The following is a 19,092-nucleotide window of genomic DNA, read 5'->3' on the forward strand; positions in this document are numbered from 1 at the left end:
GAGGGGCACTTTATTTTATAAGATGGAATCTTTATAGCCGATATTTAACGGTTTAAGCTACCAATACAGACTCGTCGGACAGAAGTCAAACCTAGTTCCGAATGCTGTGCTTTATATATTTCCGTCACATCTTCCACCAACCAGCATGGCATAGGTCCCAATGAACGGGTATCCGGTTCCGGTCTTTCGGGAGCAGTTAAGTAAAGCTCATGTGTCCTATCTTCATAGTTTACTAAAAATGCAGAATATGATTCTTCACCTATCTGCTTAATTACTTTTTCAAAAGGAGCAGTTATTATTTTAGCACCAGCTGTATTTTCCGCAAGCAATGTCATTTCACCGCCATCTTTAGTGTTATACACAAACCTCACATATCCGGTAGCTTTTAAAAAACCATCGGCAATGACTTGAGCCTCTAATTCTTCTAATGTCTCTTTGTTTGCATCATTAACATTTTCACCTTCAATCTTCACGTATACGGCATTACTCATAAATCTTTGTACAGATTCCACCACTTTAACTCCAATCTTAACGGTCAACCCGTCCGCATCTTTCACTATAAGACTAGTCGTTCCCAGTTTTACGGGAGATATTCTTACCCTATCTTCATCGACCTTCACCGTAGCTATTTGTTCATCTTCTATTTCAGCTGTATAAGGAGCTTTTCCTCCTGTGATTCCGACACTACCGCCACCTACTATGTTTATGGCAGTACTACTAATAGCTTGATCGGGAAAAACGACTTCATCTATCTGATAAAGGAAGAAACGTTCATTATCATCATCACAAGATACGATTCCCAAACCAGAGATTAGAACCATCAATATTGTAATTACGTGTTTCGTTTTCATGCGTACTGAGTTTATTTAATATGTATATTTTATTTTTAAGAGATATCTGTTCACAAAGGTACAAATATTCCGCACATAGTATCCCGATAAGACATTTTTTTTCAGAATAATACAAAAATGACCGGTATGCATCATCGCGACGTATACCGGTCTACAAGTTAAGGTTAAAGTCAAAAAATTAAGAGAGCTATTTATAAGTTAGGATTAGCATTTATTTCTTTTTGTGGAATGGCATACAGGTAATAAGTACTATTTGCTGTAAATGGCGTAGTGTCCGGGAAACGGAGGAACCAATGTCCCAATGGATTCCGTTTGGCGAATCCACCTCCTTCTTGCCAACAGTCTACTTCTGTTTTCTGCATTTCTTCTGATAAAGCAGTACGTTCTACAGCTTTCTGAGTGCGGAGTATGTCCGTAATCCCAAAGCCTTCTCCCCAAAGTTCTCGACGACGTTCCAGCAAGATTTCATTAATCACATCTTCCCGTGATTTTCCCGCCACATCATAATCCACTACTCCGCGAGCATTGCGCAACGTATTCAAAGGAATCACAGCCTGAGATAGTTTCATACCGTCGCGGACATTCGCTTCGGCTTCTATCAGATACATCTCAGCAGCACGCATCAACACCAAATCAGCTGTATCGTCCGCACGCATATGGAACTTTTTATATCCCAGATATCCTTCGCGCATCCACTGAAACAAAGGCAAACGGATGTCACCTTCAACAAAAGTATCTTTCAAATGAGGGTCGGCCATGAAACTGCTGTAAGCTCCGACGTATGTCGCATCCAAATAGTAAAAATTATAACTCGCATCCGATTGAGAAGGGATTTGAGGAAATCCCCATATCCACTCTTGATTGGAGATATTATTGAATCCCTCATATTCGGCAGTAGTCGTCATCAATGAATAGTCCTTACGAGCAGATGCGGCAGCCTTTGCAGCTTCCTCCCACTGCCCGGTCAGCAAATAGGCACGGGCCAGAAGTCCGTTTACCACAGCCAAATCCGGTTTGAACTTCTGGTTATCACCACTCCGAACGTAATTCTTCAAATAATCCTGCGCCAAAGCCAAATCCTCGAAAATACGTTGGTAAACTTGAGCTACCGTTGATTTCCCTTTCGGAACGGTAGTGTTATTGCTCGGCTCAGTATAAATAGGTACGCAAGGCGCATCTTTATCTTTCAAATACGTGAACTGATAATGCTGCACCAAGTGCAGATAGCAAAAGGCACGCAGGACCAACGCTTGCCCTTGAGCCTTCCGGAGTTCTTCCGAATCCCCTTTAATGGAAAGAGCCGTGTTGCAGTTATCTATCGTTTTATACATCAGATACCAGGCAAATTCCGTTCTGCTGTTTGAAGATATAGCAATGTCATCGAACTGATACGAAGAATTGAAACCGTATTTCGGACGGGAAACGACATCACTTGCCATCATGTCATCCAGACACTGAAGCGCACGATAACCGATATTGGCATAAGTACTCGAATAGTCAAACAGATTATACCAGGCACCGTTCACAAGCGCCTCCGCATTTTCGGGCACAGGTACTTTCTCGGAACTCACCGCATCTGTGGGATCTGTATCCAGGAAACTGCTACTGCAACCCGTTGCCAGAAGAAGTCCGGCAATGGCTGCCAGAATAGATTGTATTTTTATTTTTCTCATAATTTAGTCTGATTTAGAAAGCAATGTTAATACCTCCGGAAATAGTCCGCATAGCCGGATAACGATAATAGGTAATTCCGGTAATTCCCTGTTCGGGGTCCAATCCTTGATTCTTGTGAATGGTAAATAAATTATCTCCTTGCACATACACCTGCACACTGCTCAATGCCAGCTTACTGACCCACGGTTTGGGCAGGTTGTAAGAGAGCGTCAGGTTTTTCAGCCGCATATAAGAATTATTCTGCAAGAACCGAGTAGACGCCGAGTTCCAGTTATTGGAAGTCGTACTTAGAGCAGGCACGTCTGTGTAGCGGTTGTCCGGTGTCCAACGTCTTAGGATTTCAGTCGACCAGGCACGTCCTTCCAGGCTACCGTTATGTAGAATCATCGTTATATCACGATTGTAGATATACCCTCCGATACTATAAGCAAAAATAGCAGACAAGTCGAACCCTTTCCAGGAAAGCGACGTATTGAACCCACCATACACTTTAGGAAGCGAGGATTTATTGACATAATAATAATCGGCCGAAGCATAATCACTCGTTGTCACACGTTTGCCCGTCGGATTATCATCAGCGTCCAGTTCATCTGCATACCACAACGGCTTTCCATTGTCCGGATCTACGCCCGCCCACTCTTTCATATAGAAATCATATACCGAGCGACCTACCTGAAGTTTGTTTACTCCACTCTGCGGCATATCTTTCAATGGAAGTTCCGTTACCTTATTCTTATAGTGAGTCAGGTTCATACCCAGCTTCCAAACCCAGCCGTTCTGATTGATAACCGTTCCGTTAAGCACCAATTCGATACCCGTATTCTTCAAAGCTCCCACATTCTCGTCAATAAAACCATATCCCAGAGAGGGAGCAATCGGACGGGAATAAAGCAAATCTTTTGAACGGCGTGTAAAGAAATCGAACGAACCGGAGAAACGGTTATTGAACAGTGAGAAATCCATTCCCAAATTAAAGTTCAGATTCGTTTCCCATTTCAGATTAGGAGTTGCCATACGGTCGGATACCAACGCATTCTCTCCCAAATTGGAAACGATGGAATAAAGTCCCTTACTTGCGTAATACGTACCCAAGTTATCATTTCCCTGCGCACCGTAGCTCATTTTCAAAGTCAGTGCGGAAAGCCAGTCGGAAGTACTTGCCATAAACTCTTCCCGGTCTACACGCCAGGAAGTACCCAACGACCAGAAATTACCCCAACGGGTTTCCGGTGCAAAGCGTGAAGAACCGTCACGGCGGTAAGAAGCCGAGAAGAAGTATTTGTTCCGATAATCATATAACAATTGCGTGAGATACCCCACCAATGCATAATCAATGCGATATCCCGATCCTCCTGTCAACTGAGAGCCGACTACCAGTTCCGGCATATCAGGTTGTGCCATCTTTGAACGTGACGCAGTCAGTTCATCGTAACGATACGAATACGCCTCAATACCGGCAAGAACATTGAAATGATGTTCCCCAATCGTCTTGTCATACGTAGCAATATTATTCCACGTCCAAGAGAAAGTACGGGTATTCATCCGACTGACACTTCCCCCGTTCTCCTTAGCCGGACCGATCTTGGGATTCGTATAATCCAAAGTATTATAGTTTATCAAATCGAAATTGAAACTTGTCTTAAACTTCAATCCCTCGATAATCGTAGCTTCCAGAAAGGTACGGCCGGAAATTTCATCTTTCATACGTTCCGACTTATCCAAAGGCAACGTAGCGGGCAAGTTCCAGTTTGCCATCGAACCGGAAGGACGGTAAGAGCCGAAATCATAGATACGGTCTCCGTTCTCATCCAATTTATAACTGCCGTCGGTATTCATCTCATAAATCGGATAAAAACCCGGCATGGTACGTCCGGCAGTTATCACGTTACTGACTTTAGAGTCGGAAGAAACCGGATAATTCTGCATGGAATGGGCAAAACTCAGATTGACACCCCCTTTCAACCAGGAAGTCATTTCACTGGTAACGTTGGAGCGGATATTGAAACGCTGATAGCCGGATTCAAGCGCAATTCCTTTATCATTCAGATAACCGGCAGAGAAGAAATACTGATTGGCTTTACCACCACCGGAAACACTCAGGTTCAGTTCCGTACGGAGTGCCTGTTGCTCCATAGCATCGCTCCAATCGGAATCCCACAACGGACGTGCACCCTCCACCAATTTGCCATCCGTGCCCACCGGTTGCGCATATTGCGGACCATAAGGATTGGGACCGCCTCCCATCAATTTGGTAACCAAATCTTTGGAGGCCTGCGCTGCAGCGGTCGCCGGAGTATAATCCGGACTTCCGGCATACCGGTTACGGAGTGCTTCCCAATACAATTCAAAATATTGATTGGTACTGACACGATCATAATCACGAACGGCTCGATTGGAACCTCCTAACGAAGCCTTCACTTTCACCGTTGCTTTCGAGTTCTGTTCTCCTTGCTTGGTAGTGATGATAATCACTCCATTAGCACCACGTGAACCATACAGAGCAGCCGAAGCCGCATCTTTCAACACAGTCATCGAAGCGATATCGTCTGGGTTGATAGCATTGACGCTACCGTCAAATGGCACACCGTCCACCACATAAAGCGGAGCACTGGAGGCATTGATAGAGCCGATACCACGAATACGGATTTCCGCATCCGTTCCCGGCTGACCACTTGCCGCACTTGCCTGCACACCGGACACCGTACCTTCCAATACACGGGATACACTGGAAGTCTGCAACTTCTCAATTTCCCCTGCTTTCATGGTCGAAGCAGCTCCGGTAAAGCTATATTTCTTTGCGGTAGCGTAAGCGACTACCATAACCTCATCCAACTCCTTACTTTCCGCTTCCAGCGTAATATTAATCACACTCCGGTTGTTGACCGGTTGTTCCACCGTGCGCATTCCTACAAAACGGAACACCAAAGTTCCGGAGCCGGGAGCCTCAATAGAATAGTTCCCATCAATATCGGTAATAGTTCCGGAGGAAGCTCCTTTCAATTGTACAGAGACACCGGGGAGAGGTTCCCCCTCAGAGATGACCGTACCCGTCACGCGTTTTTCCTGTTGCGCTTCCGCATACAATATGTTTCCTGCAAAAAGCAAAAGAAACACTGCTAATAAACGTAAATAGATTCTCATAATTTTCTGTGACTTTAAATATATTTGCGAGTTATACTAACAGTACATAGAAGTTTATTGTTTAGGAAACAAAACATTTTTTAGAAGATTACTAGCATAAATCAATGAAAGGTCGTACATTCGTGAAACAAAAGACATTCCCAACAGTTATAAGGAACCGTATGGTAAGACAGCTTGTTTTATATATCTCTTTGTTAGTGTCGTTCTCCTTGCAGGCACAGTCTGAAAAGGCGGGTATAACCGTAAACGACAGCATACAGGAAGATTCTGTCACCACCCCCAAGCCAAGTGCCTTCAAGAGAGCGATTAAAAAATTTATGAATTTCAGTGACTTCGACACGCTCTACATCAGCCCCAACCGCTATAACTACGCGTTGATGGCTACGCATTTCAGCAACTTTGAGTATTACTCGGTCACCAGCGAATTTCCTCAACCGCAGAAGCTTAGCTTTTCTCCCAATCCCCACAACAAGATAGGATTGTATTTCGGTTGGAGATGGATCTTCTTAGGATGGTCTGTCGACATTGATGATATTTACCGCAAAACAAACCGGAAAAACAAAGGGACAGAGTTTGATTTGAGCCTGTATAGTTCCAAATTAGGCGTGGACATCTTCTACCGCCGCACGGGAAACAATTATAAAATTCACAAGATCAGAGGTTTCTATGATGAAATACCTTCCGACTACTCCGAAGATTTCAGCGGCTTGAAGGTAGACATCAAAGGACTGAACTTATACTATATATTCAACAACCGGAAGTTTTCTTATCCGGCCGCGTTCAGCCAGTCCACCAACCAACGGCGCAATGCAGGAACATTCATAGCCGGGTTCTCCATCTCAAAACATAATCTCGACTTTGACTACCAGCAACTTCCGGCATATATTCAAGAGAGAATGAATCCCGGCATGAAAGTCAACAAGATAAAATACACCAACGCCAACATCAGTTTCGGCTATGCTTATAACTGGGTATTCGCACGCAACTGTCTGGCTTGTCTGTCGCTCACTCCCGCCATTGCTTACAAGGCCTCCGATGTGGATGCAGAAACGCAGGAGGGGAAAGCATGGTATAGTAAGTTCAATCTGGATTTTCTGCTTCGGGCAGGCGTTGTCTATAACAATGGAAAATATTTTGTCGGCACTTCATTCGTCGGAAAGAACTATAACTATCATCGCAACAATTTCTCCTTGGACAATGGGTTCGGCACTCTTCAGGTATATGTCGGCTTCAACTTCCACCTGCGCAAAGAATACAGGAAAAAGGAAACAAAGCGGGAGTATTAGAAACAGGCAACTTGCTTGCTTATCCAAAGAATCTTTGTACATTTGCCCCGTTTTAAAAGAACAAAAATAGAAAATCAATGAAGCAACAACGCCACATACAGACCACACGTGCCCTTCTTTCCCGTTTCCGCTATTGGGGAAGAAAGAACTATGCCGCTTTTGCGAGTTTAGGACGCGAAGTATGTATCGGACATCTGCATACCAATGTAGTCGATGTTGCCCTTCGTAAGCAGAATGCTGCACAAACTATCCCTTATCATACATTTATGACACTTCAAGAAATTAAAGACCAAGTGCTGGCAGGCATTGATATATCGCCCGAGCAAGCCGCTTGGCTGGCCAATATGGCCGACAGCGAGGCGCTTTACGCCGCCGCACATGAGATTACCGTCGCGCGTGCTTCGCACGAGTTCGACCTGTGCTCCATCATCAACGCCAAATCCGGCAGATGCCCCGAAAACTGTAAATGGTGCGCACAATCCTCCCACTACAAGACGCAAGCCGAAGTCTATGACCTCCTCCCCGCTGAAGAATGTCTCCGACAGGCACAGTATAATGAAGCCCAGGACATCAACCGTTTCTCCCTCGTCACCAGCGGACGGAAACCCTCTCCCAAACAGATTACCCAACTTTGCGACACAGTCCGCCATATGCGGCGACATTCGTCTATCCAACTTTGCGCCTCATTGGGACTACTTAATGAAGAAGAACTGCGTTCCCTACACGAAGCGGGAATTACCCGTTATCATTGCAATCTGGAAACTGCTCCTTCTTATTTTCCCCAACTTTGTTCCACCCACACACAAAAGCAGAAACTTGCCACACTTGCCGCTGCCCGCCGTGTAGGAATGGATATCTGCTGCGGAGGTATCATCGGCATGGGAGAAACGATGGAACAACGGATTGAATTCGCTTTTATTCTGAAGGAACTGAATGTTCAATCCATCCCCATAAATCTGCTAAGCCCGATTCCCGGAACACCATTGGAAAACGAAAAGCCTTTGAACGAAGAAGAAATTCTCCGGACAATCGTCCTGTTCCGTTTCATCAATCCGACGGCTTTTCTCCGTTTTGCCGGCGGACGCTCGCAACTCTCTCCCGAAGCTATGCACAAGGCACTGTATATCGGTATCAACTCGGCTATCGTAGGCGACTTGCTTACCACACTCGGTTCTAAAGTATCGGAGGACAAGAAGATGATTCAAGAAGAAGGTTATCATTTTGCCAGCTCCCAATTTGACCGTGAACATCTTTGGCATCCATATACTTCCACAACCGATCCGCTCCCTGTTTACAAAGTAAAACGGGCGGACGGCGCAACCATCACTCTCGAAGACGGACGGGTGTTGATTGAAGGAATGTCTTCATGGTGGTGCGCCATACACGGGTACAATCATCCCGTGCTGAACCAAGCGGCAAAGGAACAATTAGACAAGATGTCCCATGTAATGTTCGGTGGTCTGACACACAATCCCGCCATCGAACTGGGAAAATTGCTATTACCTTTAGTTCCTTCCTCCATGCAAAAAATATTCTATGCAGATTCCGGCTCGGTAGCCGTAGAAGTGGCCTTAAAAATGGCCGTACAATATTGGCATGCGGCAGGACAGCCCGAAAAGAATAATTTCGTGACCATCCGTTCCGGTTATCACGGTGATACGTGGAATGCCATGTCTGTATGTGATCCGGTGACGGGTATGCACAGTCTTTTTGGTTCAGCATTGCCTGTACGTTATTTTGTCCCGTCCCCCGCTTCCCGTTTTGATGGAGAATGGAATCCGGAAGATATCATCCCTTTACGGGAAACCATTGAAAAACATTCCAGAGAGTTGGCGGCACTGATTCTTGAACCAATTGTGCAAGGGGCAGGCGGTATGTGGTTCTACCATCCGCAATACTTACATGAAGCGGAAAAACTCTGCCGGAAGCATGGCCTTCTTCTGATTTTCGATGAGATAGCGACAGGATTCGGACGGACCGGGAAACTTTTTGCTTGGGAACACGCCGGAGTAGAGCCCGATATTATGTGTATCGGTAAAGCGTTGACCGGCGGATATATGACACTTTCCGCAGTCTTGGCAAGCAATCAGGTGGCAGACACCATTTCCAATCATGCACCGGGAGCTTTCATGCACGGCCCCACTTTCATGGGCAATCCGCTTGCCTGTGCGGTGGCTTGCGCATCCGTTCGCCTGCTGCTCGAATCCGGCTGGCAGAAGAATGTGCAACGAATCGAAAGCCAACTCAAAGAAGAGCTGGCTCCTGCACGGGAGTTCCCGCAAGTAGCCGATGTACGGGTATTGGGCGCTATCGGAGTAATTGAGATGAAGCGTCCGGTGAATATGGCATACCTGCAACAGCGATTTGTAGAAGAGGGTATTTGGGTACGTCCATTCGGTAAATTGGTTTATCTGATGCCACCTTTCATCATTACTCCCGAACAACTAAGTAAACTGACCTCCGGATTACTCAACGTTATTCAAAATTAGTAGTTACCCAAAATCATAAATAATGATATTAGACTCTATCAACCAAGAACTGCTTGTTCTCAAAGAAAAGAAAAACTACCGTTCTCTCCCGCCATTGATTCACGATGGACGGGAGGTTATTCTGAATGGACAACGGATGTTGAATCTTTCCTCCAATGATTATCTCGGACTGGCTAATGATGTATCATTAAGAGAGGAATTCTTAAAGACAATGACTCCCGAAACATTTCTGCCTACTTCCTCTTCTTCCCGATTGCTGACAGGTAACTTTTCCGATTATCAAGCATTGGAACAACAGCTGTCAACTATGTTCGGAGCAGAAAGCGCACTCATATTCAACAGTGGTTATCATGCCAATACAGGGATTCTTCCTGCCGTCAGCAATGCGCAAACACTGATTCTTGCCGATAAGCTGGTGCACGCCAGCCTGATAGACGGAATCAGATTGTCGTCCGCCAAATGTATCCGTTATCGCCACAATGACGCCTCCCAACTGCAACGTTTGGTTTCCGAGAATCACAATCTTTATGCACAAATCATCATTGTTACCGAAAGTATTTTCAGTATGGATGGAGATAAAGCCGATCTTTGCGCTCTCGTCCGATTGAAAAAGAGCTATTCCAATGTTCTTCTTTATGTAGACGAAGCTCATGCCTTCGGTGTACGGGGAGAAAAAGGACTAGGATGTGCCGAAGAACAAGACTGTATCAACGATATAGATTTCCTGGTAGGCACGTTCGGAAAGGCAATCGCCTCAGCAGGAGCTTACATTGTCTGCCGCCAGGTTATTCGGGAATACCTGATTAACAAGATGCGTACCTTTATATTCACCACTGCCCTTCCACCTGTCAATATTCAATGGACAGCATGGGTATTGCAACATCTCTCCGCTCTTCAATATAAGCGAACCCACCTCCTGCGCATCAGTGAGAAACTAAAGACAGCACTTACCGGCAAAGGATACCATTGCCCTTCAGTAAGCCACATTGTCCCCATGATTATAGGAGCGAGCGAAGATGCCATACTGCAAGCGGAAGAACTCCAACGTAAAGGATTCTACGCATTGCCTGTCCGTCCACCTACCGTACCTGAAGGAACTTCCCGTATCCGCTTCTCATTGACAGCGGACATCACAGAACATGAAATCGACCAACTTATAGCTTTGATTAACGGATGAAACAACATTTTATCATAAAGAATAATTCCAAGCGCCTCTTGCTTTTCTTCGCAGGCTGGGGAATGGATGAAACTCCTTTCCTGCAAATCCGCCCTACAGATACGGATTGGATGGTTTGTTATGACTATCGTTCTTTGGAATTCGATACCGACTTATTACAAAAGTATTCCGAAATCCGTCTCATCGCATGGTCGATGGGGGTATGGGTAGCTTCTCAACTCATGAAACAACACCCGTCTCTGCCCATCTCGCATAGTATCGCTATCAATGGAACTCCCTATCCCATACACGAAACGAAAGGGATTGAACCCGCTATATTTGAAGGAACACTGCAAGGATTGAATGAACAAACACTGCAAAAGTTTCAAAGAAGGATGTGTGGTTCGACAGCCGAATACAAAGTATTTCAAGCAGTAGCTCCGCAACGTCCGGCCGATGAGCTCAAGGAAGAACTAGCCGCCATACAACAACAATACTTGTCATTACCGCCTTCTGACTTCGTATGGCAAAAAGCCATCATAGGAAAGAATGACCGCATCTTTCCACCTGACAATCAACGTCTTGCATGGAAAAACAAGGTAGATATTCTTGAATACTCAGAAGCTGCCCATTACCAACAGGAACTCTTTGAGAGCATAATCCTACAAACCCAATAAATACCGATTATGAACAAACAACTAATCGCAGAACGTTTCACCAAAGCCATCGCCACTTATCCGCAAGAAGCAAACGTACAAAGACAAATAGCGGACAAAATGATTCACCTGCTTACGGAACATCTACCTTCTCCCTGCCCGAAAGTGATTGAGTTCGGTTGCGGCACGGGAATCTATTCCCGTATGTTGTTTCAGACTCTTCATCCGGAAATGCTCTTATTGAACGACCTCTGCCCGGAGATGAAATATTGCTGCGAAGATTTGCTAAAGAAAGAGCAAGTGTCTTTCCTGCCGGGAGATGCGGAAACAGCGCCCTTTCCCGCCGAAAGTACCCTGATTACTTCCTGTTCCGCCTTGCAATGGTTCGAATCTCCCGAAAACTTTTTCAAGAGATGTAACGCGTTGCTCAACAAACAAGGCTATTTCGCTTTCAGCACCTTTGGCAAAAAGAATATGAAAGAGATACGCCGACTAACAGGCAACGGTCTTCCCTACCGCTCACGAGAAGAACTCGTAACCGCCTTGTCGGCCGACTTTGACATCCTCCATTCGGAAGAAGAACTCATTCCTCTTTCGTTCGACAATCCCATAAAAGTTCTTTATCACTTGAAGCAAACGGGAGTAACCGGAATATCTTCCGGACAACTGCGGACCCGTCGTGATTTACAGCGATTCAGCGAGCGTTATACCCAAGAATTCACACGGGGCACTTCCGTGTCTCTGACCTATCACCCTATTTATATCATCGCAAAAAAGAAAGAAGCATGAAACAGAATGTATTTTTCGTTTCCGGTATCGACACCGATGCCGGAAAGAGTTATGCCACCGGCTTTCTAGCCCGTGAATGGAACAAGAACGGACAACGTACCATCACCCAGAAATTTATTCAAACGGGAAATGTAGGTCATTCCGAAGACATCGACCTGCATCGTCGCATTATGGGAATCTCCTTCACCAAAGAAGATGAAGAAGGACTGACTATGCCGGAAATTTTCTCTTATCCCGCTTCCCCCCACCTCGCCTCGCAGTTGGATAACCGCCCTATCGACTTCAATAAAATCAAACGGGCAACGAAGAAACTGAGCGAACGATACGACTATGTTTTACTTGAAGGAGCAGGCGGTCTCATGGTCCCGTTAACCACCGGACTGCTAACGATAGACTACATTGCCCAAGAGAAATATCCGCTTATCTTTCTCACTTCCGGCAAACTGGGGAGTATCAATCACACCTTGCTTAACCTTGAAGCCATACAAAAAAGGGGGATTGTGCTGGATACCGTTCTCTATAATATGTATCCTACGGTAGAAGACAAGACGATTCAGAACGACACGATGAACTTCATCCGGACATGGTTGGAGAAACACTTCCCGGAGACAAAGTTCATATTGGTTCCTGAAATAAAGTTCTAAACTGTCAGACTGCAACTAACTGTATATGTACGGAAGTTCAATCAACTTCCGTACACGGTATTATGAAATAAAAAGTCGAACCTTTGCCAAACTCGGAAGTCACCCCAATTTCTCCACCGATCTTCTCTATAATCATCCGGCAAATGGAAAGCCCCAAGCCTGTGCCCTGCACAAAGCTGTTCAGTTTGACAAAGCGTTCAAAAATATGTCCCACCTTTTCTTTTTCTATTCCTATTCCCGTATCTTTCACATATACACGGACATTCTCCCCTTCTCGTTCAAATCCGAAACGTATCTCTCCCGTATGGGTAAACTTGGTAGCGTTGGTGATAAAATTCGTAATGACCTGCATAATACGATTCGGATCGCCCTCCATCTGCAAGTCCTCCTCTCCATTATCAAAGATGAAATCCACCCCTCCTTTTATACGTTCCTTGTGAACAGCATAGATTGTCCTGCAGACTTCCCCCAGATTTATCGGACGTTTCACATACTCCAACGTGCCCGCTTCTATCTTCGACAAATCCAATATATCATTAATAAGCTGCAACAAGATGTCCGAATTCTGGTTGATAATATCCGAATAAAGTTTCTGTTCTTCGGGGGTATCTGCAGTAGGCAACAACTGCGAAAACCCGACAATCGCATTGAGCGGTGTCCTGATTTCATGACTCATATTCGCCAAAAAAGCACTCTTCAACCTGTCAGACTGCTCTGCTTTGATTCTGGCTTTAATCAATTCCTGTTCTATATTCTGGAGATTCGTGGTATCCCAAGAAATACCGATCAGCAACGGTTCACGGTCTTCCATCGGAACAAGTGCTTTAAGCGTCTGCACAATACGCGCTTCACCGTTAGCTGTCAGATACGTTTCCTGTATATCAATCCTTTGGTGGGTACGAAGCAGTTCCAGGTCATCCTTACGGAACTTCTCAGCTTCCTCTGACTGGAAAATCTCGTAATCCGTATGCCCTATCGCTTTGGAAGCAGGGATACCGGAATGTTCGGCAAATGCTTTGTTCCAATACAAATACTTGAACTCATCTGCCGGATCTTTCACAAACAGATAGACTGGAATATTATTCAGAATGCCGTCCAACAACTGATTCAGCTCACGGAGTTCATCCCGTTTCTTTATGACATCGGTAATATCCTGCGTAAAGAACCAGATCAGCTCCTGTTCATTCTCATGTGTCAGGAAAGAAGACACCTGGTGCACCCGCTTCTTCGTCTCTCCCATACGTACGTAAGCGGCACGGTAGGCAAAACTGCCATCATTATCCCGTATTTCCTGAAGTCGTTTTTCCCAAGCCTCTTTCGTGGTCATGGAAACAGGCAAATCATATACCTTCTGGATCCCCAATTCCTTAGTCACTCCGTATTCTTCTATGAATTGTTTGTTGGCATACACCAATGTCCCATCCTTCGACACGGCAAGAATACTATCGCTCACTTTATCAAGTACACTCTTAAAAACTTCCAATTGCCGTTGAGTAGCCACTCTCTCCGATATGTCACGGCACATGATCAGTACATACTTTTCGTCCAATGGGAAAATGCGGTTTTCGTAATAGTGACGCTTGCCGTTGAAATCCAATTCGTGATGTGCGGCAGAGACAGCCCCTGTTGCGACTGCGTGCTGCATATTGGAATGTATGTTCTGATAGGCTTCCGGAGGAACCATATTACGCATATGCATCCCTACAAAATCCTCGTTTGTCACTCCGACATGATTCGTTTCTTCATTGGATACCACTTCGATTCCTATCTCGTTATGATCGAAAACAGTCAACATATCCGGCAAAGAATTCAAGATCTTTACAGCATACCTTTCTTTAAAACTAACAGGATTGGCTTTTTCTTTCTCTTGCCTAAGAACTGAAAGTTCTTGTTTGAGCCGCTCATTTTCTTTAGTAAGCGCCTCTAATTGTTCAGCCATTGTTTTTACTGTCCGTTCACTGTCCATAACATAGTGGAATAAAAAATGTACTTATCTGTCAAAAGTAAATATTTTATTGCAAATAAAGACGTAAAATCCTATTTATTTTCGAAAAATCTATTTCCCTCACCGACCCAAGTGAGAACTTCATTTGTTATACAACTAACCAACGGACGTTCCACCTTTTAAAACCTGATATGATTATGACCTTAGTCCTTGCTATTATTCCGGTATTACTATTAATTGTATTAATGGCATTCTTCAAAATGCCAGGCGACAAAAGCAGTATCATTTCTCTGATCGTAACAATGCTGATCGCCCTCTTCGGCTTCTCTTTTTCTGCGGACAATCTGTTCTATTCCTTTATATATGGAGCACTGAAAGCCGTCTCCCCTATTTTAATCATTATCCTGATGGCTATCTTCAGCTACAATGTATTACTGAAAACAGAGAAGATGGAGATTATCAAACAGCAATTCGCCTCTATCTCTACCGATAAAAGTATCCAGGTCTTACTGCTGACATGGGGATTCGGCGGGTTATTGGAAGCAATGGCGGGATTCGGAACTGCAGTCGCCATTCCGGCAGCGATTCTTATCAGTCTGGGATTCAAACCTATATTCTCGGCCACGGTCAGTCTGATAGCCAATAGTGTGGCTACCGCTTTCGGAGCGATCGGAACTCCTGTACTAGTATTAGCCAAAGAAACCAATCTGGATGTGTTGCATCTCAGTACCAATGTCGTATTACAATTGTCGGTCTTGATGTTCCTTATTCCATTGGTATTGCTTTTTCTTACCGACTCCAAAATCAAATCACTGCCAAAGAACATCTTCCTTGCCTTGCTGGTAGGAAGCGTTTCGCTAATCAGCCAATATCTGGCAGCCAAATATATGGGAGCCGAATCTCCGGCTATCATCGGAAGCATTCTTTCCATTATTGTAATTGTTTTGTATGGAAAGCTGACCGCATCCAAAGAAGAAAAAGCGCGGAAAAGCCATCTGAAGGTGAAAGATATAATGAACGCATGGAGTATCTATCTGCTGATCTTATTTCTGATTATACTTACCAGCCCTCTTTTTCCAGGATTACGCCATACTTTGGAAAATAACTGGGTCACCAGAATCAGTCTGCCCATTAATTCCTCTACAGCCAACTATACGATTTCCTGGCTGACTCATGCCGGAGTGCTGCTCTTTATCGGCACTTTTGTCGGCGGATTAATACAAGGAGCTAAAGTAAAAGAGTTGTTTGCCGTTCTTTGGAATACGGTGAAGCAGCTAAAGAAAACATTTATCACAGTGATATGCCTTGTTGGATTATCTACCATTATGGATACCTCCGGAATGATTGCCGTGATTGCTACCGCACTGGCTACGGCTACAGGAAGTCTATATCCGTTATTCGCTCCGGTGATTGGTTGTCTGGGGACGTTCATCACGGGAAGTGATACGTCATCCAATATTCTCTTCGGAAAGTTACAGGCAAGTGTGGCAGGACAAATTCATGTCAGTCCGGATTGGCTGTCGGCAGCCAATACAGTAGGCGCTACCGGAGGAAAAATCATCTCTCCGCAGAGCATTGCCATCGCTACCTCTGCCGGAAACCAACAGGGTAAGGAAGGTGAGATACTAAAAGCGGCCATCCCGTATGCTTTGGTGTATGTGGCGATAACCGGACTCATCGTTTATATTTTCAGTTCCTGAATCTACAAGATTTATTGAGGGGCGGCAGTATTTGCCTGTTGCTTATGTGCCGGCTCTCCTTTCTCTTCATAATATTCCTGTTTCTCCTTATTTCTCCGTTCAATAATACTGGTTATATAGACAGTGAAGATAGGGAACATCATCATCCCCAAAGCCGCCAGTACAACCGAAAGTACCCGCCCGGTAGTGGTCACGGCTATAATATTCGAGCCGACTGTAGTAACATCCATAAATGCCCACCACAAAGCGTCTGTATATTTAGTGACCAGAGGATTGGCCGTATGTTCAGTAATAAAAAAAGCGAGACTGGCAAAATAAACGGTAGCCAGCAACATCGTCAAATAAGATACAAAAAGCCCTGAAGCCCTGTTGTAAGTAAACCACCCCACTACAATAGCCAGCGCATATCCGCCACGTACCAGAGGGATAAAACGTAACATATAGGTAACTTCGGGCGAGAATGTCCACCCCATATAAGCTATGATATTCTGATAGGGAATGGCAACCAGCAGGAATATAAAATGAGTAGTGAAATAACGTTTCTTATTATCCGCCAGAATAAATTCGAGAACGAAGTCAACCAGAAACAGTACACAGATCCATAGCTGTACTTTCATGTACACACTCTGCGTATAGAAAGGAATACCTTTGAAAGTATCAATAGAGATACTTATGATCAGAAAAAGAGAAAGCAGAAGAATAACAATGTGCAAAATGCCATAGATTCCTTTTTTCCGTAATACGAAGTCGTAAAGAGCCATTTTCATAATCAATCATTTTTTTGGAATTGAAACTCTTAACAAGTAACATATCACGAATGTTTGAACGAATCACCGTGTATTGAATCAAAGTCCTTTCGCAATCACCGGCAAGCCAAAGAAGCCTTTTTGCAAAGTCAGTACTTTCTCCTTCCCTTGCCGCGTCTTGTTATAAACAGCAGAGGATACATGCAACGTTTCCACATTCCCATTTTCAAAAGCAACCTGCAAATAGTATTCTTTACGCACTCCATTCGATACATAACGATGTTTGCCGACCCTGCGGGTTTTCTTATGGGTCTCTATATATTTTTTCTGCACCATAACCGTTTCTTCATATATGGAAGCAGTACCGGCCAGCCAATAATTGCCACTAAGGAACAAGGCATAACTAATAGCGCCCACGCAACCAATATGACATAGGACATTCATCACTTTACCCTCTGTTGTAGTCAGCCAAGACCATTTTCTATAAAAAGGCAAAGTGGCAAGAGCGATCAAAAGCGCCACGCCAACAGGAATCCACCATACCGCTAAGGTATCCTCATATATCACATAGCCTAATGCTAACGAAATAATAAAGAGGAAAAGCATCATAATACGGAGCGTCTTAACAAAGAAAGTATTCATAATATGACCTTTGTGTTATGTGCAAATTTTGTTGTTACTTTTTTAGCATAAAAAAAGGCTATCTATCCCAGACAGCCAATCTTTTGTTAACCTTAAATCTAATACTATGAAAAACACATTGCAAAGATACGGACTTTCTGCATATCTCCAAATTTTCCGGAAAAAGCAATGTGTCTTATAACATGGTTTAATAGAAATAGCAAACTCGTTAACATTTAACATAAATCTATCGGATATTAACGAATGCCCGATAGCGTGACTCAGATATATAGCATAGGGCAGCAAACCTTTCCGGGATTTTTTGTGTTTATTATATAAACGAATTACTTACACAATATGAATCTCAAAGAACAATACTGGAAATATTCCCTCATTGTCATCATTCTGTTTATGGGAGTTATCATCTTCCGGCAAATCACTCCTTTTTTGGGAGGGCTGCTGGGAGCATTTACCATTTACATATTAGTACGCACGCAGATGCATCATCTGACGGAAAAGAAGAAAATGAAACGCAGTATCAGCGCATTACTGATCACGGCAGAAACCATTTTTGTATTCCTTGTACCTCTCGGACTGACCATCTGGATGATAGTAAACAAACTTCAAGACATCAATCTGGCTCCGCAGACATTCGTAGAGCCCATCCAGCAAGTAGCAGGATTTATCAAAGAAAAGACAGGATACGATGTATTAGGGAAGGATACGTTGTCGTTCATAGTCTCCATCCTTCCACGAATCGGACAACTGATTATGTCAAGTATCAGCAGTCTCGCCGTCAATCTGTTCGTCATGATATTTGTTCTTTACTTCATGCTGATAGGAGGTAAAAAGATGGAAGCATACATCAATGATATTCTCCCGTTCAATGAAACGAACACGCGGGAAGTTATTCATGAAATCAACATGATCGTGCGCTCCAATGCGATTGGTATTCCACTGCTGGCCATTATTCAGGGAGGCATTGCCATGATAGGCTATCTCATTTTCGGAGCACCCAATGTCTTACTGCTAGGTTTCCTCACCTGCTTCGCTACCATCATTCCGATGGTAGGTACCGCATTAGTGTGGTTTCCCGTCGCCTCTTATCTGGCTATCAGCGGAGACTGGTTTCATGCAATCGGACTTTTCGCCTACGGAGCCATTGTCGTATCGCAGTCCGACAACCTGATTCGCTTCATCCTTCAAAAGAAGATGGCGGATACACATCCGTTGATTACAATCTTCGGAGTTGTTATCGGTCTGCCGTTATTCGGATTTATGGGAATCATCTTCGGTCCGTTATTACTCTCGTTATTCTTTCTGTTCGTCAATATGTTCAAGAAAGAATACCTGGATTCATAAAATAACCTACCTTCCGGATGGCGAAACTACCG

Annotated in this window: 14 protein-coding genes; 8 read left to right on the plus strand and 6 right to left on the minus strand. The window is 44.3% G+C overall.

The features are described from left to right. Window positions 1-44: 44 nt before the first annotated feature. The 3 genes from H8S63_RS10390 to H8S63_RS10400 all read right to left on the minus strand — a co-directional run bounded on the left by H8S63_RS10390 (window position 45) and on the right by H8S63_RS10400 (window position 5,666). Window positions 45-851 (minus strand): hypothetical protein, encoded by an 807-nt coding sequence (locus tag H8S63_RS10390; protein WP_186926720.1) that lies wholly within the window; start codon window positions 849-851, stop codon window positions 45-47. Window positions 852-1,042: 191 nt separating this feature from the next. Further along, on the minus strand, window positions 1,043-2,524 hold the full coding sequence (locus tag H8S63_RS10395; RefSeq protein ID WP_186926721.1) for a RagB/SusD family nutrient uptake outer membrane protein: 1,482 nt from the start codon (window positions 2,522-2,524) through the stop codon (window positions 1,043-1,045). Window positions 2,525-2,537: 13 nt separating this feature from the next. After that, window positions 2,538-5,666, minus strand: coding sequence for a TonB-dependent receptor (locus tag H8S63_RS10400; RefSeq protein WP_186926722.1), 3,129 nt, complete (start codon window positions 5,664-5,666; stop codon window positions 2,538-2,540). A 161-nt stretch (window positions 5,667-5,827) separates the two neighbouring features. On the opposite strand from H8S63_RS10400, the gene H8S63_RS10405 reads away from it, so the two are divergent. The 6 genes from H8S63_RS10405 to bioD all read left to right on the plus strand — a co-directional run bounded on the left by H8S63_RS10405 (window position 5,828) and on the right by bioD (window position 12,686). Then, a complete protein-coding gene (locus H8S63_RS10405; protein ID WP_032839960.1) occupies window positions 5,828-6,952 on the plus strand; it encodes a DUF4421 domain-containing protein in 1,125 nt (374 codons plus the stop codon). 77 nt (window positions 6,953-7,029) lie between these two features. Then, a complete protein-coding gene (gene bioA, locus H8S63_RS10410) occupies window positions 7,030-9,441 on the plus strand; it encodes an adenosylmethionine--8-amino-7-oxononanoate transaminase (protein WP_186926723.1) in 2,412 nt (803 codons plus the stop codon). A 22-nt stretch (window positions 9,442-9,463) separates the two neighbouring features. After that, window positions 9,464-10,618 (plus strand): 8-amino-7-oxononanoate synthase, encoded by a 1,155-nt coding sequence (locus H8S63_RS10415; protein ID WP_186926724.1) that lies wholly within the window; start codon window positions 9,464-9,466, stop codon window positions 10,616-10,618. Further along, entirely contained in the window at window positions 10,615-11,274 is a 660-nt protein-coding gene (locus H8S63_RS10420) for a DUF452 family protein (protein WP_186926725.1), read from the plus strand. Before H8S63_RS10415 ends, H8S63_RS10420 begins: the two co-directional genes overlap by 4 nt. A gap of 9 nt (window positions 11,275-11,283) precedes the next feature. Further along, complete coding sequence (bioC, locus tag H8S63_RS10425) at window positions 11,284-12,042, plus strand: malonyl-ACP O-methyltransferase BioC (protein WP_022276554.1); 759 nt, start codon at window positions 11,284-11,286, stop codon at window positions 12,040-12,042. Next, window positions 12,039-12,686 carry a dethiobiotin synthase gene (gene bioD / locus H8S63_RS10430; RefSeq protein WP_186926726.1) on the plus strand — a complete coding sequence of 216 codons (648 nt, stop codon included), beginning with the start codon at window positions 12,039-12,041 and terminating at the stop codon, window positions 12,684-12,686. The genes bioC and bioD overlap by 4 nt, the downstream gene beginning before the upstream one ends. Before the next feature lie 37 nt (window positions 12,687-12,723). Here bioD and H8S63_RS10435 read toward each other — a convergent pair whose 3' ends face one another. Beyond that, window positions 12,724-14,652 carry a PAS domain-containing protein gene (locus H8S63_RS10435; protein ID WP_186926727.1) on the minus strand — a complete coding sequence of 643 codons (1,929 nt, stop codon included), beginning with the start codon at window positions 14,650-14,652 and terminating at the stop codon, window positions 12,724-12,726. Window positions 14,653-14,828: 176 nt separating this feature from the next. Here H8S63_RS10435 and H8S63_RS10440 point away from each other — a divergent pair, with 176 nt between their 5' ends. Continuing rightward, entirely contained in the window at window positions 14,829-16,331 is a 1,503-nt protein-coding gene (locus H8S63_RS10440; protein WP_186926728.1) for an L-lactate permease, read from the plus strand. Window positions 16,332-16,342: 11 nt separating this feature from the next. Here the strand turns inward: H8S63_RS10440 and H8S63_RS10445 are convergent, their stop codons facing one another. Both H8S63_RS10445 and H8S63_RS10450 read right to left on the minus strand, forming a co-directional pair. Next, window positions 16,343-17,098, minus strand: a complete 756-nt coding sequence (locus H8S63_RS10445; protein ID WP_007757800.1) for a potassium channel family protein — start codon at window positions 17,096-17,098, stop codon at window positions 16,343-16,345. Between the two features lie 78 nt (window positions 17,099-17,176). Beyond that, window positions 17,177-17,719, minus strand: coding sequence for a hypothetical protein (locus H8S63_RS10450; RefSeq protein ID WP_022276551.1), 543 nt, complete (start codon window positions 17,717-17,719; stop codon window positions 17,177-17,179). A 336-nt stretch (window positions 17,720-18,055) separates the two neighbouring features. Between H8S63_RS10450 and H8S63_RS10455 the strand changes: the two genes are divergently transcribed. Next, entirely contained in the window at window positions 18,056-19,060 is a 1,005-nt protein-coding gene (locus H8S63_RS10455) for an AI-2E family transporter (RefSeq protein ID WP_022276550.1), read from the plus strand. Window positions 19,061-19,092: the final 32 nt, after the last annotated feature.

Origin of the sequence: Bacteroides sp. NSJ-39 (assembly GCF_014287315.1) — a bacterium.
GTDB classification, from domain to species: domain Bacteria; phylum Bacteroidota; class Bacteroidia; order Bacteroidales; family Bacteroidaceae; genus Bacteroides; species Bacteroides finegoldii.

Excerpts from the sequence above, each read along its gene's own strand:
- H8S63_RS10390 (WP_186926720.1), bottom strand. The coding sequence starts at position 851 with ATGAAAACGAAACACGTAATTACAATATTGATGGTTCTAATCTCTGGT.
- H8S63_RS10395 (WP_186926721.1), bottom strand. The coding sequence starts at position 2,524 with ATGAGAAAAATAAAAATACAATCTATTCTGGCAGCCATTGCCGGACTT.
- H8S63_RS10400 (WP_186926722.1), bottom strand. The coding sequence starts at position 5,666 with ATGAGAATCTATTTACGTTTATTAGCAGTGTTTCTTTTGCTTTTTGCA.
- H8S63_RS10405 (WP_032839960.1), top strand. The coding sequence starts at position 5,828 with ATGGTAAGACAGCTTGTTTTATATATCTCTTTGTTAGTGTCGTTCTCC.
- bioA (WP_186926723.1), top strand. The coding sequence starts at position 7,030 with ATGAAGCAACAACGCCACATACAGACCACACGTGCCCTTCTTTCCCGT.
- H8S63_RS10415 (WP_186926724.1), top strand. The coding sequence starts at position 9,464 with ATGATATTAGACTCTATCAACCAAGAACTGCTTGTTCTCAAAGAAAAG.
- H8S63_RS10420 (WP_186926725.1), top strand. The coding sequence starts at position 10,615 with ATGAAACAACATTTTATCATAAAGAATAATTCCAAGCGCCTCTTGCTT.
- bioC (WP_022276554.1), top strand. The coding sequence starts at position 11,284 with ATGAACAAACAACTAATCGCAGAACGTTTCACCAAAGCCATCGCCACT.
- bioD (WP_186926726.1), top strand. The coding sequence starts at position 12,039 with ATGAAACAGAATGTATTTTTCGTTTCCGGTATCGACACCGATGCCGGA.
- H8S63_RS10435 (WP_186926727.1), bottom strand. The coding sequence starts at position 14,652 with ATGGACAGTGAACGGACAGTAAAAACAATGGCTGAACAATTAGAGGCG.
- H8S63_RS10440 (WP_186926728.1), top strand. The coding sequence starts at position 14,829 with ATGACCTTAGTCCTTGCTATTATTCCGGTATTACTATTAATTGTATTA.
- H8S63_RS10445 (WP_007757800.1), bottom strand. The coding sequence starts at position 17,098 with ATGAAAATGGCTCTTTACGACTTCGTATTACGGAAAAAAGGAATCTAT.
- H8S63_RS10450 (WP_022276551.1), bottom strand. The coding sequence starts at position 17,719 with ATGAATACTTTCTTTGTTAAGACGCTCCGTATTATGATGCTTTTCCTC.
- H8S63_RS10455 (WP_022276550.1), top strand. The coding sequence starts at position 18,056 with ATGAATCTCAAAGAACAATACTGGAAATATTCCCTCATTGTCATCATT.